The organism is Streptococcus sp. ELY_90 (genome assembly GCF_058314475.1).
On record NZ_JBZFUJ010000003.1, the window covers coordinates 121,470 to 144,344 of the forward strand.

Genomic DNA, 22,875 nt, shown 5'->3' on the forward strand with positions numbered 1-22,875 from the left:
TCCTTTTAACTAAGATACTAAGGCGTAAGCGGCACAAAGCAAAATAGGAGGTTCGACGAAGCGTCACAGGACGCTAGGAGAAGCTGTCTTTTGGCACAGTGTCGTAGCCGTGTTCGATTACATAAGAAAAGCAGGATTTTGGAAAAATAATTTCTTAAATCAACAGAATGTTTATTTTTGTTCTTGTCATTTTGTCACAAGCATTATACAATAAGCACCGTATTAAATCAACAAAGTGTCTGATCTGATAGATTTGAAGGGAGAATTCGTATGGCTTATATTGAAGTGAAAAATACTTATAAACGCTATCAAACAGGCGATACAGAGATTATGGCTAATAACAATGTTAATTTTACAATTGAAAAAGGCGAGCTGGTCATCATTTTAGGTGCTTCAGGCGCCGGTAAGTCAACAGTGCTGAATATTCTGGGAGGTATGGATACCAGTGATGAAGGACAGGTTATTATTGACGGTCAGAATATTGCTGATTACAATGCTAAACAGCGAACAAGCTACCGCCGTACAGACGTTGGCTTTGTCTTTCAGTTTTATAATCTGGTGCCCAATCTGACGGCCAAGGAAAATGTGGAGCTTGCCTCAGAAATTGTCTCTCATGCGCGTGATGCTGCAGCGACACTAGAGAGTGTGGGCCTGGGAAAACGCCTCAATAATTTTCCGGCCCAGCTTTCAGGCGGGGAGCAGCAGCGGGTGGCGATTGCGCGTGCAGTGGCTAAAAATCCCAAAATTCTGCTCTGCGATGAACCGACAGGAGCGCTCGACTATAAGACAGGCAAGCAGGTGCTGAAAATCTTGCAGGATATGTCGCACCGGCAAGGCGCAACGGTCATTATCGTTACCCATAACAGCTCACTTGCGCCGATTGCTGACCGAGTGATTTATATGCATGATGCCCAAGTGACGGACGTTAAAACGAATCCCTCTCCGCAGGATATTGACCTGATCGAATATTAGGAGGCGGGAAACGATGAATAAGACTTACTGGAAAGACATTTGGAGATCTATTGGAAAATCCAAGGGCCGTTTTCTGTCTATTTTGCTTTTGCTGATGCTGGGATCCTTTGCCCTCGTAGGTCTCAAGGTAACCGGCCCTGATATGAAACAGTCAGCAGCTGTGTATTTAGATAAGCATCAGACCATGGATTTGGCAGTCATTGCTGATTATGGTCTGAGCAAGGACGATCGGCAGGAATTGAACCGCCTAAAACAGGCTCAGGTAAACTATGGTTTCATGACGGATGTGACTATTAAAGATACCGATTCGGCCGTTCGTGTTTACTCAAAAACTGCTGATATATCCGCCTACACAGTCAACTCCGGCCGTTTGCCTAAAAACAGCAAAGAAATTGCACTGGATATTACACTGAAAAAGGACTATAAAATCGGTGACAGCATTTCCTTTACACAATCTGAAAATGGTCTGTTAAAGAAGACGGTTTACCGAGTTGTCGGATTCGTGACCTCATCAGAAATCTGGTCCCGAACCAATATGGGAACATCAACGGCTGGAGACGGTTCTCTGTCCAACTATGCTGTAGTAGCTGATACGGCTTTTAACAGTGATATTCCGACGATTGCCCGTATCCGCTATGACGATTTAAAGAAGCTTAATCCTTTTTCGGATGCCTACAGCAAAAAGCTGAGAGCGCATCAGGATGATTTGGACCGCATTCTTAGTGATAATGGCCAACAGCGCTTAGAAAAGATGCAGGCAGCTGCTCAGAAAAAAGTTGATAACAGCCAAAAACAGCTAAAGACTGCCAAAGATCAGCTGAAAGTCCAAAAAGCTGCTCTCTCCTACCTGTCAGGCAGTCCATTAGCCGCTGCGCAAAAAGCTGTTGCAGAAGCGGAAAAGAAAATTAGCAAGAGTGAGGATGACATCAAGAAGGCTAAAGCCGATATTGCTGCCATGCCCGAGCCGTCCTATCATACTTACAATCGTTCTACCCTGCCGGGAGGAGGAGGCTATCAGACTTTTTCTTCCAGCTCTGACAATGTCAGTGCTATTGGCAACCTTTTTCCGGTTGTCCTCTATCTTGTTGCTGTTTTGGTGACTCTTACGACGATGACGCGCTTTGTTGATGAAGAGCGAACGAATTCAGGTGTTCTAAAAGCTCTGGGTTATTCGGACAAGGATATTATCAGAAAGTTTGTTATCTACGGTGCTATTGCCAGTCTGATTGGTACGGCTTTGGGAATCTTGGCAGGTCATTATGTTTTGGCTCCCATTGTTTCTAATACGACAACCAGCAGCCTGACCTTTAAGCAAATGCATTATTATTTTTACTGGGATTACAGTTTGCTGGCATTGGCGATTGGTTTCTTCAGCGCGGTTCTGCCGGCCTTCTTGGTCGCCAAAAGAGAGCTGACCGAGAATCCTGCCCAGCTCTTGCTGCCTAAGCCGCCTGTTAAAGGGTCTAAAATTTTATTGGAAAGACTGCCCTTTATCTGGAATCGTCTGAGTTTTACTTACAAAGTAACCGCTAGAAATATTTTCCGCTACAAACAGCGCATGCTGATGACTGTATTTGGCGTTGCCGGCTCAGCTGCTCTGCTCCTTGCAGGGCTGGGTATCCAATCTTCTTTAGGAAAGTTCTTTGATTATCAATTTCATCAGCTGACACCTTATCATTTGCTGGCAGTGACAAACGATCGGGCAAAAGAATCTGAAGCAGCCGCTCTTGCTGAGGCTTTGCGGAGCAAAGATATAGCACAAAAGATGCCTATTTTTTATAAGCAGATTGATGAGGAGGTTTCAGGGCTGACTGACAAACAGACCGTTTCTCTGGAAGTGACTGACCGTAACAATCTGGACGGTTTCATTAATCTCAAAAATGTGACAAACGATCAAAAGCTCCATCTGACTGACAGCGGGGTCGTTATAACGGAACTTTTAGCCAGATATTATCATGTTGAGGCCGGTGACAGCTTCACCTTTAAGGATGAAAACGGAAAGAAGATCGATCTGAAGGTTGCAGCAGTAGCCAAGATGAACATCGGGCATTATCTTTTTATGACAGACGATTACTACCAAAAAACATTTGGCGGAAAAGCAGAGGAAAACGCCTATCTGATTAACCTCAAAGATGACAGCCCAGGCCATATTTCTGCTAAGGCGACGGATCTGCTGGCTATGGGAGGTGTATCTGCAGTTTCCCAAAATTTATCTATTGTTGACACCGTTGAGATAGTCGTAAAGTCGCTCAATGGGGCAATGACTGTTTTGGTTGTGACATCCATGCTCTTAGCCGTGGTGATTCTTTATAATTTGACCAACATCAATATCGCTGAGCGCATTCGTGAACTCTCAACCATCAAGGTGCTTGGTTTTTATAATCAAGAAGTGACTATGTACATTTATCGAGAGACCGTTTCGCTGTCCTTCATCGGTATTTTGCTGGGACTGTTGGCAGGTCACTATCTTCATAAAATGATTATGCAGATAATCGGCAGCGACAATATCATGTTTAGCAATATTATTGACAGCTATATTTACGCTGTTCCGGTACTTACCGTTACTGGTATTCTGCTTGTTTTGGGCCTATTGGTTAACCGCCGTCTGAAGCATCTGGACATGTTGGAAGCACTGAAATCAGCTGACTAGGAAGAACAAAAACAACAGTAAAAAGAGGTTAGTTCCTATGAACTGTACCCCAATCGTTAGATTTTGTGTCCAACTTTTGGGGGTCAGTACACCTAGTCTAACCTCTTTTGATGTGTCGCAAAAAATGAACGAAATAAAATATTGGCAGAGAACCGTTTTTATAAGCTGTCTGCAGCGAAGGTGTCACCGTGCTCAATATCACCAAATTTATAACCGCGGTCAAACCAATTTTGGCGCTGCTGGGATGTACCGTGAGTGAAGCTGTCCGGCACGGTTCTGCCGTAAGCTTCTTTTTGAAGTGTGTCATCGCCGACAGCGTGAGCCGCTCTCATAGCCTCTTCAATATCGCCGGTATCAAGGAGACCTTCCCCTTCAACGTATTTGGCCCAGGCACCGGCATAATAATCAGCTTGCAGTTCCAAACGGACATTTAGAGCATTGGCCTGAGTTTCTGACAGACCTTGCCGTTTTTGATTGTAATCCTGCATAGTGCCCAGCTCATTTTGAACATGGTGGCCGACTTCATGCGCAATAACATAGGCCATAGCAAAGTCACCTGCAGCCTTATATTTGCTGGAGAGTTCCTGATAAAAGGAGATATCCAGATAAATCTTGCGGTCAGCCGAGCAGTAAAAGGGCCCTGAAGACGCCTGACCTTGTCCGCATCCGGTCCGAATGTGATCTGTATAAAAAACAAGTGTCGGTTTCTTATAGGTCAGCCCTTCTTTTTTAAAGGCTTCGGTCCAAAAGGCCTCTGTACTTGCCAGAACCTTACTGACAAATTTCGTTTCTTCGCTGGAGACGTCTGTCCCTTTTTTTCTAGTAACTTGGGTTGACTGATAAGGATTGGAGCTGCCAGTATTATCGCCTGTCAAAATACTCCCAAAGCCCGAAGCTCCGCCAATAAAGAGCAGGATAATAATAATAACAAGCTTTGATTTCCAGCTGCCCCGAGAAAAGAGAAGCTGCAGGAGGAGATTGCTGCCCATGGAACTGCCGCCACCGCCATAAGCACCGGATTCTTCTCCGCGGCGGTCTTCGATATTTTTGCTTTCCTTTAACTTGTCTGTTTTCATTTGTTAACCTCATTATTTTAATACTTCTATTATAAATGATTTTCGGCAGAAAAAGCTATCTTTTCCATTAAATTTATAGTATTAAAAGGGAAAATAAGACTTGATTAAAAGCTTTGCTTTTAAATTTGGTATAATAAAAGCAGTAGCATTAACTGCAGCAAAGGAGTCCTATGAAATTACTCTACACCGACATTCAATACGATATGACAGAGATTTTGGCGGCTGAGGCCAGACAGGCTGCTAAAGAGGGCAAGCGTGTTTTTTACATTGCTCCCAGCTCTTTGTCTTTTGAAAAAGAGCGAGCGGTTTTGGAAGCCCTGCCTGAGGAGGCTTCTTTTGCCATTACCGTTACGCGTTTTGCGCAGATGGCCCGCTATTTTGTTTTAAATGAACCTCATCAAAGAGAGGTCATTGATGACAATGGTTTGGCTATGATTTTTTATCGGGCATTGGCCAGCTTTTCTGAACAGGATCTGCGCGTGTTTGGCCGTTTGAAACAGGACACAAATTTTATCAGTCAATTGGTGGATTTGTATAAGGAGCTCAAGGCTTCAAATATGACCGTTTTGGAATTGACAGAACTTAATTCTCCGGAAAAGCAAGAAGATCTGATTAAGATTTTTAACAAGGCTGAAGCTATTTTAATGGCTGGCAATTTTGACACTCAGAGTAAAACAGCCTTTTTTGCCCAGCAGCTTAAATCGGGCCATTTGGACAGTGAGCTTAAAGACTTGCTGATTATTGTGGACGGTTTTACGCGTTTTTCTGCTGAAGAAGAAAATCTGATTAAGCTCTTGCATGAAAAGGGCGTGGCTGTTACCATCGGGACTTACATCAGCCAAAAGGCTTACCGTGCAGCATTTTCAAACGGCAATGTTTATCAGGCCAGTCTGGATTTTATGCGGGGTCTGGCTGCTAAATTCCAAACAAAGCCGGAATATGTCCGCTCAAAACAAAAGGGACTGCAGGTTTTCTCAAATCTTTCACGTATCTTTGAGAGCCGTCATGATTTTTCTGCTGATGGGCGTATGCTGACAGAGGACGATAAAGAGCATATTGCTATTTGGGATGTTATCAACCAAAAAGAAGAAGTAGAGCATGTCGCCAGAGCAATACGCAGGAAGCTCTATCAGGGCTACCGCTACAAGGATATCTTAGTTTTGCTGGGTGATACAGATGCTTATCAGCTGCAGGTGGGAAAAATTTTTGATAAGTATGAGATTCCTTATTATTTCGGCCGGGCTGAATCCATGAGTTCTCACCCGTTGGTGCATTTTGTCGATAGTCTGGAACGGGTAAAGCGCTACAATTTTCGTGCCGAGGACGTCATGAATTTGCTTAAGTCAGGTTTATACGGCCGCTTGCAGCAGGAACAGCTGGATAAACTGGAACAGTATATTATTTATGCGGACCTCAAGGGGCAAAGCAAGTTTTTTAAGGATTTTACGCTAGATAAGCTGGGACAGTTTGATTTGAAACAGCTAAATGACTGGCGCTCTGAGCTTATGGCTCCCTTGCAGCAGCTGGTTAAGGCGCAAAAGCAGTCAGGCAAAAGTCTTTTGAAAAAATTAATCGGTTTTTTAGAGGCCATTTATCTGCCGGAAAATTTTGCGCTGCTGACTGCAGATAGTGAGGAAACAGAGCAGGAAAAGCACGAGCAGGTCTGGAAAACTTTTACCGCTATTTTGGAGCAGTTTCAGAGTATTTTTGGCGGTGAGAAGCTGACGCTGGATGAGTTTTTGTCCTTGCTTCGAGCCAGCATGCTGGCAGCTGATTACCGTACAGTTCCCGCAGCAGTTGATGTGGTAACAGTCAAAGCTTATGATTTGGTGGAGCCGCATACCAATAAAATTGTTTTTGCCATGGGTATGACACAGTCCAATTTTCCTAAAATTGTCCAAAACAAAAGCCTGATTTCGGATGAGGAGCGTTCACGCATCAATGAAGTAACACCGGATAACCGCCGCTTTGATATCGTCAGCAGCGAAAATCTCAAAAAAAATCACTTTGCAGCCTTATCGCTCTTTAATGCTGCGACTGAGGAATTAACTCTCAGCCTGCCGCAGATTTTAAATGAAGCAGAAGACACTACTTCATCTTATTTACTGGAATTAGCAGAAATTGGCGTGCCGGTAGTGGAAAAGGGACGGAGCCTGCAGCTGAGTGATCCGGAAGACATTGGCAATTATAAAGCGCTCCTGTCGCGTGTGATTGAGCTGGAACGCACTTCCATTGACCAGGAAATGTCTAAGGAAGAGCAAACTTTTTGGTCGGTGGCTGTGCGCTACCTGCGCAAGAAACTTAATAAACAGGGAATTGTCCTTCCTGAGATTAACGACAGCATGCAGACCAAGCCGCTTGCTCCTTCGGTTATAAAGGCCCGCTTTCCGGAAGATAAGCCGCTGAATCTGTCATCATCTGCCTTAACTGCCTTTTACAACAATCAATACCTTTATTTTCTGCAGTATGTCCTTGACTTGCAGGAGATAGAGACCATTCATCCGGATGCCAGGAACCACGGAACTTATCTGCACCGTATTTTTGAATTGGTGATGCAGGATACGGCGGCTTCTGATTTTGACAGCAGGCTAAATCAGGCTATTGCCAAGGCCAATCAGGAAAACAGCTTTAAGATCCTTTATGAGGAAGACGAGGAAAGCCGCTATTCTTTAGATGTTTTAGAAGACATTGCCAGAAGCACAGCCAGCATTTTGCGTGATGATGCCCAAATTCAGGTGGAAAGCGAAGAAGAGGCGTTTGAGCTCATGCTGGGAAATGCCGTGAAAATTCGCGGATTTATCGACCGTATTGACCGGCTGTCTGACGGCAGTCTGGGGATTGTCGATTATAAATCCAGCCGAAATACCTTTGATATCCAGAAATTTTACAACGGTCTCAGTCCGCAGCTGCTGACGTATATGGAGGCTGTCAAAAACAAAAGGAAATTGCCGGATAACAAAAAGATTTTCGGAGCCATGTATCTGCACATGCAAGAGCCAAAGTTAGATTTAAGCAATGTCAAATCCTTGGATAAGATTCCTGAAGCCATCCATAAAGAACTGACTTACAGAGGGCTTTTCTTGGATGAAGAAAAAGCTTATCTAGCTGATGGCAAATATCATTTGAACGACTCAGTCTACAGTCAGGAAGAAATTAATCTTTTGCTGGCTTATAACCGCAGGCTGTACCAAAAAGCCGCCCAGCAAATTCGAAGCGGCTATTTCCTGATTAATCCTTATACTGAGGACGGCAAATCGGTGCAGGGAGAGCAGCTTAAAGCGATTACACACTTTGAAGCGGATCGCCACATGCCTTATGCTCGCAAGCTCTCTCAGCTGCCGCGCAAGGAAAAACGTCAGGGCTTCCTGCAGCTTATTGAGGACAAGCAAAAGGAGGAAAACAATGACCTTTAAAAACTTTTTAAGTGCCCAAGAGATCGCCTCCCTGCAGCTTGAGGAGGCCGGATCTGACAAGGCGCAAAAACGCACCCCCGAACAGATTGAAGCGATCTACAGCCATGGCAATAACATTCTAGTTTCTGCTTCGGCAGGTTCCGGAAAGACCTTTGTCATGATTGAACGGATCATGGATAAGATCCTGCGCGGCGTGAAAATTGATCAGCTCTTTATCTCAACCTTTACCGTCAAGGCGGCGGGAGAGTTAAAAGAGCGTTTGGAAAAAAAGCTGACTGAGCAGCTGCAAAGACAAACAAAGCCGGAGCTCAAGCAGTTTTTGGCTGAGGAGCTGGCCGGCGTTCAGACGGCTGATATTGGCACGATGGATGCTTTTACACAAAAATTGGTCAATCAATACGGCTATACGCTGGGACTCTCGCCCAGCTTTCGGATTATGCAGGACAAAAGTGAGCAGGATCTTCTGAAAAATGAGGTTTTTGCAGATCTTTTTGCGGATTATATGCGCTCTGAAAACAGGTCTGTTTTTATCAAGCTGGTCAAAAATTTTGCCGGCAGCCGTAAGGATTCAGATCCTTTCAAACAATTGGTTTATAAGATTTACGACTTCAGTCAGGCAACAGACAATCCTAGAAGCTGGCTGACAGACAGTTTTTTAAAGGGGGCTGAGACTTATACAGACTTTTCAGCTATTCCAGAACAGGAAGTTGCCGCATTTCTGACAAGCATGGAAGACACTGCCAAGGCTTTGCGTGATGTAACCGATTTGGAAGACTATAAGCAGCTCACTGGCAAGGGTACTCCGACAGCCAACTATAAAAAGCATCTCAATATGATTGACAAGCTGCAGGATTGGGCTTGGCATTTTGAAGCGCTCTACGGCCGTGACGGTCTTAGTAAGCTGGCCGGTGATATTGCCGAGCTTATTCCGTCCGGGGACAGCGTCACAGTTGCTAAGGTCAAATACCCTGTTTTCAAGGCTCTGCAGAGCCGCTTGGCTGACTTGAAGCATTTAGAGACGATCTTTGCCTACCAAGGAGAGAGTCTGCCTTTGTTAAAAGTTCTGCAGCAGTTTGTTCTGGATTTTTCCGACCAGTACCTGCAGGCTAAAGTACAGGAAAATGCTTTTGAATTTTCTGATATTGCGCATTTTGCTATTGCTATTTTAGAAGAAAATCCCGATATCAGACAGCTCTACCAAAATAAGTACCATGAAATCATGGTGGATGAATATCAGGATAACAACCACACACAAGAACGGATGCTTGAGCTTTTATCCAATGGGCATAATCGTTTTATGGTAGGAGATATTAAGCAGTCGATTTACCGTTTCCGTCAGGCAGATCCGCAGATTTTTAATGAGAAATTTAAAGATTTTCAGGAACATCCCGAACACGGCAAGTTGATTTTGCTTAAGGAAAATTTCCGCAGCCAGTCAGAAGTTTTAGAAACAGCAAACAGTGTTTTTCGTCACCTGATGGATGAAGCAGTCGGTGAGATTGTCTACGATGACAGCCACTGTCTGCTGGCGGGAAGCGACCGCCAAAAGGAAGCGCATCCGGAAAATGAAACTCAAGTTTTGCTGTACGATACAGATGAAAATGATGAGGCCCTGCCTGATGATGACAGCAGTCAAATCAGTCCTGCTGAAGTTAAATTAGTGGCCAAGGAAATTATCCGTCTGCACAATGCAGAAAACGTGCCTTTTGAAGATATTACTCTGCTGGTTGCTTCAAGAACCCGCAATGACGGTATTATACAGACCTTTGACCAATACGGGATTCCTCTGGTAACAGACGGCGGTGAGCAAAATTATCTCAAATCAGTTGAGATTATGGTTATGCTGGATACCTTACGTTCGATTGACAATCCGCTCAATGACTATGCTTTAACGGCTCTATTGCGCTCGCCCATGTTTGCCTTTGATGAAGATGAGCTGACGCGCTTAGCGCTGCAAAAGACATTAGCCAGTCAGAAGGAGAATCTCTATGAAAAACTGCAGAATGCTAAAAATAAAGAAGGTCAGCACCCGGAGCTTATCACATCGGATTTAGCTGCCAAACTGCAGGATTTCTTAGATGTCTTTGACAGCTGGCGCCATTTTGCCAGACTGCATTCGCTGCATGATTTGATTTGGAAAATTTATAATGAAAGATTTTACTATGATTATGTAGGGCGTCTGCCGAGAGCAGAACAGCGTCAGGCCAATCTCTATGCGCTGGCTCTGCGTGCCAACAATTTCGAGCGGACCGGATTTAAGGGTCTGTCACGCTTTATTCGGATGATTGACCGTATTTTAGACAGTCAGAATGATTTAGCTGATGTTGAGGTCGCTCTCCCTAAAAACGCTGTTAGGCTCATGACCATCCATAAGAGCAAGGGTTTGGAGTTCAAGTATGTCTTTATTCTTAATATTGACAAGAAGTTCAGTATTCAGGATATGACCTCGCCGCTCATTTTATCCCGCCGAAATGGTGTCGGAATCAAGTATTTGGCTGACATGAAAGAAGAGCTGCAGGAAAAACTGCTGCCTGCTGTCAAAATCAGTATGCCCACGCTGCCCTATCAGCTTAACAAACGTGAATTGCGCTTAGCTACCTTATCAGAGCAGATGAGGCTTCTCTATGTCGCCATGACGCGGGCTGAAAAAAGGCTGTACCTGATTGGAAAAGGCAGTGCGGAAAAACTGGCGGATAAATACAGCGGAAAATCAGAAAACAATCACCTGCCGGCAGCTGAGCGCGAACGTTATATGACCTTTCAGGATTGGCTTTTGGCTATCGAACAAGCCTACAGCAGTGAAAACCTACATTTTAAGACAACTTTTGTGACCGATGAAGATCTGACCGAAGATAAAATTGGCAGCATTAAACGGGAACGTTCCTATAATCCTGATGACCTTAAGGATAACCGCCAGTCTGAAGATATTGCGCGTGCCTTAGATATGCTGGAGGCGGTTGAAAAGCTCAATAAGGACTATCAGGCAGCCATCTCTTTGCCGACTGTTCGCACACCCAGTCAGGTCAAGAAATTCTATGAACCTGTTATGGATACAGAGGGCGTTGAGATTATGGAAAAGAGCCCTGCTGCCAAACCAACCTTTAAACTTCCTGATTTTTCTGAGAAAAAAGCGGCTGAGCCTTCTGCTGTCGGATCCAGCCTGCACGAATTGATGCAGCGTCTGCACCTGAGCGAAGAGGTCAGCATGAATGATATTTTACAGGCCTTAGGAGATCTTCCGGCTGATGACAAAGTTAAGAAAGCTATTCGGACAGACAAGATTCTGGCTTTCTTTCAGACAACCGATTTAGGAAAACTGATCCAGAAAAATGCTGACAAAGTTCGCCGTGAAGCACCTTTTGCCATGCTGAAAAAAGACCCTGAAAGCGGGGAAAACTTCGTTGTCCGCGGTATTATTGACGGTTATATTCTTTTTGAGGATCGCATCATTCTCTTTGATTATAAGACTGATAAATTTACCGACAGCCAGACCATTAAACAGCGCTACCAAGGTCAGATGGCTCTGTATGCTCAGGCTCTGAGCAAATCCTATGGGATTTCAACCGTTGAAAAATACTTGATTTTGCTGGGCGGTGAGCAACTGGAAGTTGTAGCGGTGTAATACTGCTGAATACTTTTGATGCAGATAAAAACAGAACCTATCGGCTTTAGCGAAGTTATAGGTTTGGCTGTGCTGCCGCCAAGACTAAAGGCTAAGCGGCAGCAGTTGAAAAATACCTGCTAAACCAGTATAATGAAATCGCAGACTGAAGCATTAAGAGTTCTCGCAGTTTTAAGAACTTTTCGGTTTTGCATGGCGGTTGCATTTTGTAAAAATCCAGAAAGAGATTACGGATTTAGCGGATTTGAACTCAGTTAAAAAGTTCAGTCTCAGGGCAGATTGCTTGAGAGACTGAGTTTTTGCGCTGGTTCAGCTTCTGCCGTTTTCTCAGCAACCCTTAGTATGATAAAGAAAGGAAGACAGCTAATTCTGATACTGTGTTATCAGAGTTAGCTCCCGTCCCGGTGGCTGTCCAAAATTAAGTCAGGTCATTTTGCAGTTTAAAAGATGCTGATTGACTCTTATTTTTGCTTTGTCGTTTACGGGCTCGGTATCTTATTTATGGCAATTTTAGTTTTAGGAGGAGCCGGCTATATCGGCTCTCACATGGTAGATCGTTTGGCAGAAGAGGGCAAAGAAAAGGTTGTTGTCGTTGACAGTCTGGTGACCGGTCACCGCGCAGCGGTTCACCCGGACGCAATATTTTATCAGGGAGACTTGACGGATCAAGACTTTATGCGTCAGGTTTTCACAGAAAATCCTGATATAGATGCGGTGATTCACTTTGCGGCTTATTCGCTTGTGGCCGAGTCTATGGAAAATCCGCTCAAGTATTTTGATAACAATACTGCTGGCATGATTAAGCTTTTAGAAGTCATGAATGAATTTGATGTTAAGTCTATTGTCTTTTCATCAACCGCCGCAACTTACGGTATTCCTGATGAGATTCCTATTAAAGAAACGGCACCGCAGCGCCCTATCAATCCTTACGGCGAAAGCAAGCTGATGATGGAAACTATTATGAAATGGTCTGATCAGGCTTACGGCATTAAGTTTGTTCCGCTTCGCTATTTCAATGTAGCCGGTGCCAAACCGGACGGTTCAATTGGTGAGGATCACGGTCCTGAGACCCATCTTTTGCCGATTGTGCTGCAGGTAGCTCAAGGCACCCGTGAGAAGATTATGATTTTCGGTGATGATTATGACACACCGGACGGAACAAACGTTCGGGACTATGTGCACCCCTTTGATTTGGCGGATGCGCACTTGCTTGCTGTTCAGTACCTGCGTGAGGGCAATGACTCAACAGCCTTTAATCTTGGCTCGTCAACAGGATTTTCAAATCTGCAAATTTTAGAAGCAGCCCGCAAGGTCACCGGCAAGGACATTCCGGCTGAGAAGGCAGACCGCCGCCCCGGAGATCCGGATACGCTGGTCGCAAGTTCAGAAAAGGCGCGTGAGATTTTAGGCTGGAAACCGCAGTTTGATGATATTGAAAAAATTATAGAAACCGCTTGGGCTTGGCACTCCAGTCATCCAAGAGGATATGAAGACTAAATCAATTTTCAACAAAAAGAAATGAGAGGCAGCAAAGTGTTTGATTGAAGCAGCAGCTGCCTTTAACAATCAAGAAAAAACAAGAAGAGTAAGATTACTAACCTTACTCTTCTTTTATTTTGCGCTTTTATCTTTCTTTTGGGTGATGAACTTTGGGTCAGTCCATCTGCAGAATGCTGTCAGACATACTACTGAGCATCTGCGTCTGCTTTGAGAATTTTGCTAAATTGACTGTAAAGAGCCTGTTTGTCGGCTGATAGTTTAGAATCTGTTACGACATAGTCAAAATCACTGGTTTTATAAAAAACGAAGAAATCATAGGAGTCAAATTTTTTATTATCGACTAAGAGATATTTTTCCAGCGCTTTATCCAAGGCGAGTTCCTGAATGGTGCCTTCGGATTCACTGTAGGTGGCTACCGAATCTTTATAGACAGCATTGGCACTGATGAAGGCTTTGGAAAAAGTCAGCGAAGCGATATTGCTGCTGGCTAAAGATCCAACAAAAGCCCCGGTAACAGGACGGTATTCTCCGCCAATAAGAAGGAGATCAATATTTGGGCTCTCTTTTAAAATATCAAATACCGGCAGGCTGTTAGTGATAATGCGCAGGTTGCGCTGGACCAATTCCTGAGCAAAGTATTCCAGCGTTGTCCCGGGACCGATGAAGATCGTTTCCCCATCTTGGACACGCTGAGCAGTAAAAGCAGCGATTTCTTTTTTCTCGCTGACCTGTTCAGAGTGTTTTTCAATATTTGATTTTTCGGGTTTATTTAAGAGGTTGATGCTTTGAGCACCGCCGTGCACCCGGATCAGCTGGTTCTCTTTTTCGAGTTCCGCCAAATCGCGCCGTACGGTCATATCAGAAACTCCGAGTTCTTTGATGATGTCATTTACGGTAATAATGGTTTGATGTTTTAATTGTTCTAATATCCAATTTAATCTCTCTTTTTTGATCATATAAATCTCCTACGCAGTGTTCTTTTGATGATATTATAGCATAAAGATAGAAAAATATCACAATTATAAACAAAAAAGAACAATTTTAAATCCTAGAAATCTTCTAAAAATAATTGAATATTACAGAAAGTTATTGATAAATCGGTGTTTATCGGTATTTTTTAAAATAAACAAAAATATTCAATTTTTTCTTGACAAAATGTTTGCTTTAGTTTATTATTATCTTGTAACAAACAAAAACAAACAAAGGAGAAGAAAAATGGCAATTGTACTTGGTGCCGATAAGGCAGGAGAAAGACTTAAAGATGTTGTCAAAGATTATCTGCTGGCAAGAGACTTTGACATTGTGGATGTCAGTGCAGAAGGGCAGGATTTCGTTGATGTAACTTTGGCTGTGGCAGCAGAAGTTAACAAAGCTGAGGACAATCTGGGTATTGTCATTGATGCTTATGGTGCCGGTTCCTTTATGGTCGCAACTAAAATCAAAGGTATGGTAGCTGCAGAAGTATCGGATGAACGCTCTGCTTACATGACCCGCGCTCACAATAACGCGCGTATCATTACCATGGGTGCCGAGATTGTCGGTGATGAATTGGCAAAAAACATTGCCAAAGGATTTGTTGAAGGCCACTATGACGGCGGACGTCACCAAATCCGCGTGGATATGCTTAACAAGATGTGCTAAAAAAGAAGGAGAAGAAAAATGAAAATCGCTATCGGCTGTGACCACATTGTGACAGATGAAAAAATGGCTGTCTCAGAATTTTTAAAATCAAAAGGTTATGAAGTACTTGACTTTGGAACCTATGACCACGTCCGCACCCACTACCCTATTTTCGGGAAAAAAGTCGGAGAAGCTGTTGTCAGCGGACAGGCAGATCTTGGCATTTGTATCTGCGGTACGGGTGTTGGTATCAATAATGCTGTTAACAAAGTACCGGGTGTTCGCTCAGCTTTAGTGCGTGATATGACTTCCGCTCTCTATGCCAAAGAAGAACTCAATGCTAATGTTATCGGTTTTGGCGGCAAGATTACCGGCGGTCTTCTGATGAATGATATCATTGAAGCTTTCATCAAAGCAGAATACAAAGAAACTGAAGAAAACAAAAAACTGATTGCTAAAATCGCTCATATTGAAACCTCAAATGCTGATCAAGCAGATCCTGATTTCTTTAAAGAATTCCTTGATAAATGGGATCGCGGAGAATATCACGATTAAGAAAGGTTTATTTCATGATTCTTACCGTAACGATGAATCCTTCTATTGATGTTTCTTATCCGCTGGATAAACTAAAGCTGGACACTGTCAATCGCGTCTCTGAGGTCACTAAAACGCCGGGCGGCAAGGGTCTGAATGTGACACGTGTGCTGTCAGAAGCAGGTGATGATGTCATTGCGACAGGCTTGATTGGCGGCAGGTTGGGTGATTACCTGACTGAAAAGCTGACGCAGGCTGGCATCCGGCATCAGTTTTTCCCTATTCACGGTGAAACACGAAACTGCATCGCAATTCTGCACGAAGGACTGCAAACGGAAATTCTTGAAAGCGGTCCCTTAATTGATGCCAGTGAAGCTGAAGGATTTCTGCATCATTTTAGAATGCTTGTCAAATCTTTTGATGTAATCACTTTTTCCGGCAGTCTGCCGGAAGGTCTTGAAAAGGACTACTATGCAAAATTAGTCGGACTGGCAAATCTGTATGGTAAAAAAACAGTCCTTGACTGCTCTGGAGCAGCACTTGAGGCTGTTCTTAGGTCTTCAGAAAAACCAACTGTTATCAAGCCTAACAGCGAAGAGCTGTCACAGTTATTAAGAAAAGATATTTCAGAAGATGCAGCCAGCCTGAAAGAAGTCCTGCTTGATCCTTTATTTGAAGGAATTGAGTGGATTATTGTTTCTCTGGGAGCAAACGGGGCTTTTGCTAAGCATGGGGATAAATTCTACAAGGTGGATATTCCCAAGATTGCGGTTGTCAATCCGGTCGGATCTGGCGACTCAACTGTAGCCGGAATAGCATCGGCGCTGGCACACAGCGAAGATGACGCTGCCCTGCTGAAAAAAGCAAATGTTCTTGGCATGCTGAATGCTCAGGAAAAAATGACCGGTCATGTCAATATGGCCAACTATGATACGCTGTATCAACAAATTCAAGTAAAAGAGGTTTAAAGATGGTACTGACAGAACAAAAACGCAAATACATGGAAAAATTAAGCGATGACAAGGGGATTATTTCAGCCCTTGCCTTTGACCAGCGCGGAGCTTTGAAACGTTTGATGGCACAGCATCAAACACAAGAGCCGACTGTGGAGCAAATGGAAGAATTAAAGGTTTTGGTTGCACAGGAATTGACTCCTTACGCGTCTTCAATGCTGCTTGATCCTGAATACGGTCTGCCTGCCACCAAAGCTCTTGATAAAAATGCCGGCCTGCTCTTGGCCTATGAAAAAACAGGCTATGACACAACCAGTACTAAACGGCTGCCCGACTGCTTGGATGTTTGGTCTGCAAAACGCCTGAAAGAACAAGGCGCAGATGCTGTTAAGTTCTTGCTTTACTATGATGTGGACAGCTCAGCTGAACTCAATCAGCAAAAACAAGCCTATATTGAACGCATTGGTTCTGAATGCGTAGCAGAAGATATTCCTTTCTTCTTGGAAATTTTGGCTTATGACGAAAAGATTGCAGACGCAGCCAGTCCTGACTATGCTAAGGTTAAGCCGCACAAGGTTATTGAAGCCATGAAAGTCTTTTCAAATCCGCGCTTTAATATTGATGTCCTTAAGGTTGAAGTTCCAGTTAACATGAATTATGTTGAAGGATTTGGCGACGGCGAAGTTCTTTACAGCAAGGAAGAAGCAGCAGCCTACTTCAAACAGCAGGATGAAGCAACTAATCTTCCTTACATTTACCTGAGTGCCGGCGTATCGGCTAAATTATTCCAAGATACCCTCGTCTTTGCCCATGAATCAGGAGCAAACTTTAACGGAGTTCTTTGCGGCCGTGCTACCTGGGCAGGCAGTGTTAAAGACTATATTGAAAAAGGCCAGTCTGCAGCGCGTGAATGGCTGCGGACAACAGGCTTCCAAAACATTGATGAGCTCAATAAAGTGCTGCAAAAAACAGCAACATCGTGGAAAACAAAGGTTTAATATTTTTAAAAGGAGAATCACTATGAACAGAGAAGAAGCGACTCTTTTAGGGTTTGAGATTGTAGCCTATGCCGGCGATGCACGCTCAAAGCTGCTTGAAGCCCTGAATGCAGCCCAGGCAGGAGATTTTGCTAAGGCTGATGAGCTTGTTTCAGCAGCTGAGGACTGTATCACGGATGCTCATAAAGCGCAGACCAGTCTTTTGACAAAAGAAGCACAGGGAGATGCGATTGAACTGAGTGTCACCCTGATGCACGGTCAGGATCATCTGATGACAACTATCTTGCTGAAAGATTTGATGAAGCACTTAATTGAACTGTATAAGAGAGGTAGCTAAATATGAACGCATTAATTGCCCAGATTGAGAAAGGAAAACCCTTCTTTGAAAAGGTATCTCGCAATATTTATCTTCGCGCTATTCGTGATGGTTTCATTTCAGCGATGCCTGTTATCCTGTTTTCCAGTATCTTTCTTCTGATTGCTTATGTGCCGAATATCTTCGGATTTTCCTGGCCTAAAGATATTGAAAACGGCTTAATGACACCCTACAATTATACAATGGGGATCATCGGTTTTCTGGTTGCCGGTACAACGGCCAAGTCTTTAACAGACTCCATGAACCGTCAGTTAGATGATACCAATCAGATTAACTTTATCTCAACCATGCTGGCATCAATGGCCGGATTCTTGATCATGGCGGCCAACCCAGCCAAAGAGGGCGGTTTCTTAAGTGCCTTTATGGGAACTAAGGGGCTCTTGACAGCCTTCATTGCAGCCTTTATCACTGTTAATGTTTACAAGGTCTGCGTGAAAAATAATGTAACCATTCGCATGCCTGAAGAAGTTCCGCCAAATATTTCTCAAGTATTCAAGGATATCTTCCCATTTGCTTTTTCAATCATTATTCTTTATGCTATTCAGCTGGGAATCAAAGCGCTTCTTGGCGTAAATGTGGCAGAATCAATCGGAACCTTGCTGGCGCCTCTGTTTTCAGCTGCTGACGGTTATCTTGGAATTACCATTATCTTTGGAGCCTATGCACTGTTTTGGTTTGTCGGTATTCACGGTCCTTCTATCGTGGAACCGGCTATTGCAGCCATTACCTATGCCAATGTTGAAACCAACTATCATCTGCTTCAGGCAGGCCAGCATGCGGATAAGGTCATTACATCAGGAACTCAAATGTTTATCGTTACCATGGGCGGAACAGGTGCGACCTTGGTTGTTCCTTTCATGTTCATGTGGCTGACAAAATCGAAGCGCAATAAGGCTATCGGCCGTGCGTCTGTTGTTCCAACCTTCTTTGGTGTTAATGAACCGATCTTATTTGGCGCACCTATTGTTTTAAACCCGGTCTTCTTTATTCCGTTTATTCTGACGCCAATCGTTAATGTTTGGATTTTCAAATTCTTTGTAGATACTTTGGGAATGAACAGTTTCAGCGTGAACCTTCCTTGGACAACTCCGGGACCGCTGGGTATTGTCATGGGAACCGGCTTTGGCGTATTGGCCTTTGTCCTTGCCGCTCTCTTGATTGTGGTTGATATCGCTATTTACTATCCGTTTGTCAAGGTCTATGATGAACAAATCTTAGCAGAAGAAGCTGAGGGCAGCAGTGCAGCGGATTCTCTCAAAGAAAAAGTTGCCGCTAACTTTGATACCAAAAAAGCAGACGCTATTCTTGAAAATGCCGGTGCTGCTGAAGCTACGGACAGCGCAATCACTGAACAGACCAATGTTTTGGTTCTGTGTGCCGGCGGCGGTACCAGCGGTCTCTTGGCAAATGCACTCAATAAGGCAGCAGCCGAATACGGAGCACCTGTCAAGGCAGCAGCTGGCAGCTACGGTGCTCACCGCGAAATTCTGCCGCAGTATCAATTGGTTATTTTGGCACCGCAAGTGGCATCTAACTATGAAGATATGAAAGCAGAAACAGACAAGCTGGGTATTAAATTGGCTAAGACTGAGGGAGCCCAATATATTCAGCTGACCCGCGACGGTCAGGGAGCTTTGGCTTTTGTTGAAGAGCAATTTAAAGATTGAGAGGTCACAAGATGACTAAAACATTACCTAACGATTTTATCTTCGGCGGTGCAACTGCTGCCTATCAGGCAGAAGGCGTCACCAAAGGCGAAGGAAAAGGTCCTGTTGCCTGGGACAAGTATCTGGAAGATAATTATTGGTACACAGCAGAGCCTGCCAGTGATTTTTACCACAAATACCCTGTCGATTTGAAATTGGCCGAAGAATTTGGTGTCAACGGCATTCGCATCTCCATTGCCTGGTCGCGGATTTTCCCGACAGGCTTTGGGGAAGTCAATCCTAAAGGGGTAGACTTCTATCACAGACTATTTGCCGAATGCCACAAGCGCCATGTTGAACCATTTGTAACGCTGCACCATTTTGACACGCCGGAGGCACTCCATTCCAAAGGAGACTTCCTCAATCGGGAAAACATAGACCACTTTGTGGATTACGCAGAATTCTGTTTTAAGGAATTTCCAGAGGTCAACTATTGGACAACCTTCAATGAAATCGGTCCTATTGGCGATGGACAGTATCTGGTAGGAAAATTCCCGCCGGGCATCAAGTATGACTTGGCCAAGGTTTTCCAATCTCACCATAACATGATGGTTTCTCATGCCCGTGCGGTGAAAGCCTTTAAAGACGGCGGCTATTCCGGTGAAATCGGTGTGGTTCACGCCCTGCCGACCAAGTATCCTTACGATCCATCTAACCCAGATGATGTGCGTGCCGCAGAGCTGGAGGATATCATCCATAATAAATTTATCCTTGATGCTACCTATCTGGGCGAATACTCTGATAAGACCATGGAAGGTGTCAACCATATCTTAGCTGTCAATGGCGGGGAGCTGGATCTTCGCGATGACGATTTTGCAGCGCTCAAAGCTGCTAAGGACCTGAATGATTTCTTGGGTATCAACTACTATATGAGTGACTGGATGCGCGCCTTTGACGGCGAAACGGAAATCATTCATAATGGTAAAGGTGAAAAAGGCAGCTCCAAGTACCAAATCAAGGGTGTCGGCCGCAGAGAAGCGCCAACCAATATTCCAAAAACAGATTGGGATTGGATCATCTATCCACAAGGACTGTACGACCAAATCATGCGCGTGAAAAGAGATTATCCTAACTATAAGAAAATCTATATCACTGAAAATGGTCTCGGCTACAAAGATGAGTTTGTGGATAATACCGTTTACGACGATGGCCGCATTGATTATGTGAAGAAACATTTGGAAGTCATTTCCGATGCCATTGCTGACGGTGCCAATGTTAAGGGTTACTTTATTTGGTCCCTGATGGATGTTTTCTCCTGGTCAAACGGCTATGAAAAACGCTACGGCCTCTTCTATGTGGACTTTGATACGCAGGAGCGCTATCCGAAAAAGAGTGCTTACTGGTATAAAAAATTAGCTGAAACGCACACTATTGACTGATGATTTTGCAGCACTTTCTTGTTTGCTAGAACTTAACAATACTCTATTATGTAATTAACACACAGCCTGTTGAATCATCAGCTAAGATAAAGCGTTGCTATTTTCGAAAGGACTTTATAAGCAAGAGCTGCAGTCTTTGGCTGCGCTCTTGCTTTATTTTAAAGACTAAACAGTGAGGATAAATATGACAATCGAACTAAAAAATGAACAGCTTACAGTCCAGTTTAAAGAATTTGGCGGTGCCCTGTCTTCTATCAAAGATAAAGACGGTTTGGAATATTTATGGCAGGGAGACTCTCAATACTGGAGCTCTCAGGCGCCGGTGCTCTTTCCCATTTGCGGCAGTTTGCGAAATGACTGGGCTATTTATGATTCTGATAAACAGGCACATTTTACCGGTCTTATTCCCAGACATGGATTGGTAAGAAAGAAGAATTTTACCTTGGAGCAGCTCAGTGAAAACAGTCTTGCCTTTACTATTGAGCCGGATGAGGACATGCTGGCACAGTACCCTTATCAGTTTGAATTAAAAATCATCTATAGCTTGAAGGGTTCAGCCATTCGTACAGAGTATCACATTACGAATAAGGAAAAGGAAAAAACCATGCCCTACTTTATCGGCGGGCATCCCGGCTTTAACTGCCCGCTTGTAGAGGGTGATTGCTATGAGGACTACTATCTGGAGTTTGAAAAAGAGGAAACCTGTACAGTGCCGAAGTCTTTTCCTGATACAGGGCTGTTGGATTTACAAGATAGGACACCTTTTTTTGAAAAACAAAAATTTCTTGATTTGGATTACTCCCTTTTTGCGCATGATGCCATTACTTTGGATGAATTAAGATCAAGAAGTGTCACCCTGCGCTCTAAAAATCATAATAAGGGCATTCGTCTGGATTTTGCGGATTTCCCTTACTTGATCCTCTGGTCAACTGCCAACAAAAGCCCCTTTATAGCGCTGGAACCTTGGAGCGGTCTGTCAACATCGCTTGAAGAATCCGACCTTTTTGAAGAAAAACGCTCGGTCAGCATTGTCAAAGCTGGTCAGACCGCTTGCAAACACTTTGACATCAGCATTCTTTGATCCTAAAAAAACGAAGGTATCAGTTTCGGTTTTCTTTTTCCGAAAGTGATGCCTTCGTTTTGTTTGAATGAAAAAAAGCTTAGTTTCCCGGAATTTTTTAGTGATTGCTTTTCTTTTAATGGTCTTATTGATCCTAGACTAGGTCCTTTTGAAAATAAGTATTTGGTATTTTACGGAGAAAGGTATAGCTGTAAACTATAATAAAAAGGAAGCGAATTTAGTGTATAATAAAGGAGAAAGAAGGAGGCATACCATGCGCGACAACCATTTACACACCCATTTTTCCTATGACTCCAAGGCTCGTTTTGAAGATTATCTTGAAAACTATCAGGGAGAGCTTGTAACAACCGAGCACTATGACCTCTCAAATCCTTACACCAAGCAGGATGACGTGCCCGACTATGAGGCTTATTCTAAGGAAATAGCAAAGCTGAATGCTAAGTACGGCAACCGCATTAAAAAAGGCATTGAGATTGGCTACTATCAACCCCGCGAAGCTGACCTCATCAGCTTCCTAAAAGACAAAGACTATGACCTCAAGCTCCTTTCTGTCCACCACAACGGTGTCAACGACTATCTGGATGACGAAGTGGCAGATATGGACAAGCATGCCGTTATCCAAGAGTATCTGGACAAGCTGGAATATGCCGTCGGACGCGTAGAAGCTGATGTGCTGGCGCATTTCGACTATGGTTTCCGCCTCTTTGATGTGACGGTTGATGAATTAAAGACCTATGAACCCCAGCTCATCCGTATTTTCCAAAAAATGATAGATTATAACCTTGCCTTTGAGCTCAACAGCAAATCCATGTACCTCTACGGACACGAAGACCTTTACCGCTACGCTCTTGGCTTAGTCAAAAACTTAGGCTGCCGCAAATACTCCATCGGCTCCGACGGCCACCAACTCGAACACTTCCGCCTCAAATTCGACCGCATCCAAGAAATATTGGAAGAAAATAGGGTAGGGGAAGAGGAGATAGTATAGGAGAAAT

At 43.9% G+C, this 22,875-nt stretch carries 16 protein-coding genes; 14 read left to right on the plus strand and 2 right to left on the minus strand.

Annotated elements, in window-relative coordinates; translation table 11 throughout:
- Positions 1-270 precede the first annotated feature (270 nt).
- Together AC4HAF_RS03135 and AC4HAF_RS03140 are read left to right on the plus strand one after the other, a co-directional pair.
- Entirely contained in the window at positions 271-972 is a 702-nt protein-coding gene (locus AC4HAF_RS03135; protein WP_491096628.1) for an ABC transporter ATP-binding protein, read from the plus strand.
- Positions 973-985: 13 nt separating this feature from the next.
- On the plus strand, positions 986-3,622 hold the full coding sequence (locus tag AC4HAF_RS03140) for an FtsX-like permease family protein (RefSeq protein WP_491096629.1): 2,637 nt from the start codon (positions 986-988) through the stop codon (positions 3,620-3,622).
- Positions 3,623-3,780: 158 nt separating this feature from the next.
- Here the strand turns inward: AC4HAF_RS03140 and ypfJ are convergent, their stop codons facing one another.
- The gene (gene ypfJ, locus AC4HAF_RS03145; RefSeq protein ID WP_491096630.1) at positions 3,781-4,698 is read right to left on the minus strand and encodes a KPN_02809 family neutral zinc metallopeptidase; all 918 of its coding nucleotides are present in this window, start codon (positions 4,696-4,698) and stop codon (positions 3,781-3,783) included.
- A gap of 170 nt (positions 4,699-4,868) precedes the next feature.
- On the opposite strand from ypfJ, the gene rexB reads away from it, so the two are divergent.
- The 3 genes from rexB to galE all read left to right on the plus strand — a co-directional run bounded on the left by rexB (position 4,869) and on the right by galE (position 13,230).
- Positions 4,869-8,111, plus strand: coding sequence for an ATP-dependent nuclease subunit B (gene rexB / locus AC4HAF_RS03150; protein ID WP_491096631.1), 3,243 nt, complete (start codon positions 4,869-4,871; stop codon positions 8,109-8,111).
- A complete protein-coding gene (gene addA / locus AC4HAF_RS03155) occupies positions 8,101-11,733 on the plus strand; it encodes a helicase-exonuclease AddAB subunit AddA (protein ID WP_491096632.1) in 3,633 nt (1,210 codons plus the stop codon). Before rexB ends, addA begins: the two co-directional genes overlap by 11 nt.
- A 501-nt stretch (positions 11,734-12,234) precedes the next feature.
- Positions 12,235-13,230: a UDP-glucose 4-epimerase GalE gene (galE, locus tag AC4HAF_RS03160; RefSeq protein ID WP_491096633.1), complete on the plus strand. Its 996-nt coding sequence runs from the start codon at positions 12,235-12,237 to the stop codon at positions 13,228-13,230.
- Positions 13,231-13,418: 188 nt separating this feature from the next.
- Here galE and AC4HAF_RS03165 read toward each other — a convergent pair whose 3' ends face one another.
- Positions 13,419-14,189: a DeoR/GlpR family DNA-binding transcription regulator gene (locus AC4HAF_RS03165; protein WP_491096634.1), complete on the minus strand. Its 771-nt coding sequence runs from the start codon at positions 14,187-14,189 to the stop codon at positions 13,419-13,421.
- Positions 14,190-14,448: 259 nt separating this feature from the next.
- Between AC4HAF_RS03165 and lacA the strand changes: the two genes are divergently transcribed.
- The 9 genes from lacA to AC4HAF_RS03210 all read left to right on the plus strand — a co-directional run bounded on the left by lacA (position 14,449) and on the right by AC4HAF_RS03210 (position 22,868).
- Positions 14,449-14,874: a galactose-6-phosphate isomerase subunit LacA gene (gene lacA, locus AC4HAF_RS03170; protein ID WP_491091333.1), complete on the plus strand. Its 426-nt coding sequence runs from the start codon at positions 14,449-14,451 to the stop codon at positions 14,872-14,874.
- 18 nt (positions 14,875-14,892) lie between these two features.
- Positions 14,893-15,408, plus strand: a complete 516-nt coding sequence (gene lacB / locus AC4HAF_RS03175) for a galactose-6-phosphate isomerase subunit LacB (RefSeq protein WP_027976734.1) — start codon at positions 14,893-14,895, stop codon at positions 15,406-15,408.
- Positions 15,409-15,422: 14 nt separating this feature from the next.
- Positions 15,423-16,355 carry a tagatose-6-phosphate kinase gene (locus tag AC4HAF_RS03180; protein WP_491091332.1) on the plus strand — a complete coding sequence of 311 codons (933 nt, stop codon included), beginning with the start codon at positions 15,423-15,425 and terminating at the stop codon, positions 16,353-16,355.
- A gap of 2 nt (positions 16,356-16,357) precedes the next feature.
- Complete coding sequence (lacD, locus tag AC4HAF_RS03185) at positions 16,358-17,338, plus strand: tagatose-bisphosphate aldolase (protein WP_491091331.1); 981 nt, start codon at positions 16,358-16,360, stop codon at positions 17,336-17,338.
- Between the two features lie 22 nt (positions 17,339-17,360).
- Positions 17,361-17,675, plus strand: a complete 315-nt coding sequence (gene lacF, locus AC4HAF_RS03190) for a PTS lactose transporter subunit IIA (protein ID WP_491096635.1) — start codon at positions 17,361-17,363, stop codon at positions 17,673-17,675.
- Positions 17,676-17,677: 2 nt separating this feature from the next.
- Positions 17,678-19,381: a lactose-specific PTS transporter subunit EIIC gene (locus AC4HAF_RS03195; RefSeq protein ID WP_491096636.1), complete on the plus strand. Its 1,704-nt coding sequence runs from the start codon at positions 17,678-17,680 to the stop codon at positions 19,379-19,381.
- A gap of 11 nt (positions 19,382-19,392) precedes the next feature.
- A complete protein-coding gene (lacG, locus tag AC4HAF_RS03200) occupies positions 19,393-20,799 on the plus strand; it encodes a 6-phospho-beta-galactosidase (RefSeq protein WP_491096637.1) in 1,407 nt (468 codons plus the stop codon).
- Positions 20,800-20,983: 184 nt separating this feature from the next.
- Positions 20,984-21,880 (plus strand): aldose 1-epimerase family protein, encoded by an 897-nt coding sequence (locus AC4HAF_RS03205; protein WP_491096638.1) that lies wholly within the window; start codon positions 20,984-20,986, stop codon positions 21,878-21,880.
- Positions 21,881-22,133: 253 nt separating this feature from the next.
- Positions 22,134-22,868: a PHP domain-containing protein gene (locus AC4HAF_RS03210; RefSeq protein WP_491096639.1), complete on the plus strand. Its 735-nt coding sequence runs from the start codon at positions 22,134-22,136 to the stop codon at positions 22,866-22,868.
- The last annotated feature ends 7 nt before the right edge of the window (positions 22,869-22,875 follow it).

Excerpts from the sequence above, each read along its gene's own strand:
- AC4HAF_RS03140 (WP_491096629.1), top strand. The coding sequence starts at position 986 with ATGAATAAGACTTACTGGAAAGACATTTGGAGATCTATTGGAAAATCC.
- ypfJ (WP_491096630.1), bottom strand. The coding sequence starts at position 4,698 with ATGAAAACAGACAAGTTAAAGGAAAGCAAAAATATCGAAGACCGCCGC.
- AC4HAF_RS03135 (WP_491096628.1), top strand. The coding sequence starts at position 271 with ATGGCTTATATTGAAGTGAAAAATACTTATAAACGCTATCAAACAGGC.
- AC4HAF_RS03195 (WP_491096636.1), top strand. The coding sequence starts at position 17,678 with ATGAACGCATTAATTGCCCAGATTGAGAAAGGAAAACCCTTCTTTGAA.
- AC4HAF_RS03205 (WP_491096638.1), top strand. The coding sequence starts at position 20,984 with ATGACAATCGAACTAAAAAATGAACAGCTTACAGTCCAGTTTAAAGAA.
- AC4HAF_RS03165 (WP_491096634.1), bottom strand. The coding sequence starts at position 14,189 with ATGATCAAAAAAGAGAGATTAAATTGGATATTAGAACAATTAAAACAT.
- AC4HAF_RS03210 (WP_491096639.1), top strand. The coding sequence starts at position 22,134 with ATGCGCGACAACCATTTACACACCCATTTTTCCTATGACTCCAAGGCT.
- lacB (WP_027976734.1), top strand. The coding sequence starts at position 14,893 with ATGAAAATCGCTATCGGCTGTGACCACATTGTGACAGATGAAAAAATG.
- lacA (WP_491091333.1), top strand. The coding sequence starts at position 14,449 with ATGGCAATTGTACTTGGTGCCGATAAGGCAGGAGAAAGACTTAAAGAT.
- addA (WP_491096632.1), top strand. The coding sequence starts at position 8,101 with ATGACCTTTAAAAACTTTTTAAGTGCCCAAGAGATCGCCTCCCTGCAG.
- AC4HAF_RS03180 (WP_491091332.1), top strand. The coding sequence starts at position 15,423 with ATGATTCTTACCGTAACGATGAATCCTTCTATTGATGTTTCTTATCCG.
- lacF (WP_491096635.1), top strand. The coding sequence starts at position 17,361 with ATGAACAGAGAAGAAGCGACTCTTTTAGGGTTTGAGATTGTAGCCTAT.
- galE (WP_491096633.1), top strand. The coding sequence starts at position 12,235 with ATGGCAATTTTAGTTTTAGGAGGAGCCGGCTATATCGGCTCTCACATG.
- lacD (WP_491091331.1), top strand. The coding sequence starts at position 16,358 with ATGGTACTGACAGAACAAAAACGCAAATACATGGAAAAATTAAGCGAT.
- lacG (WP_491096637.1), top strand. The coding sequence starts at position 19,393 with ATGACTAAAACATTACCTAACGATTTTATCTTCGGCGGTGCAACTGCT.
- rexB (WP_491096631.1), top strand. The coding sequence starts at position 4,869 with ATGAAATTACTCTACACCGACATTCAATACGATATGACAGAGATTTTG.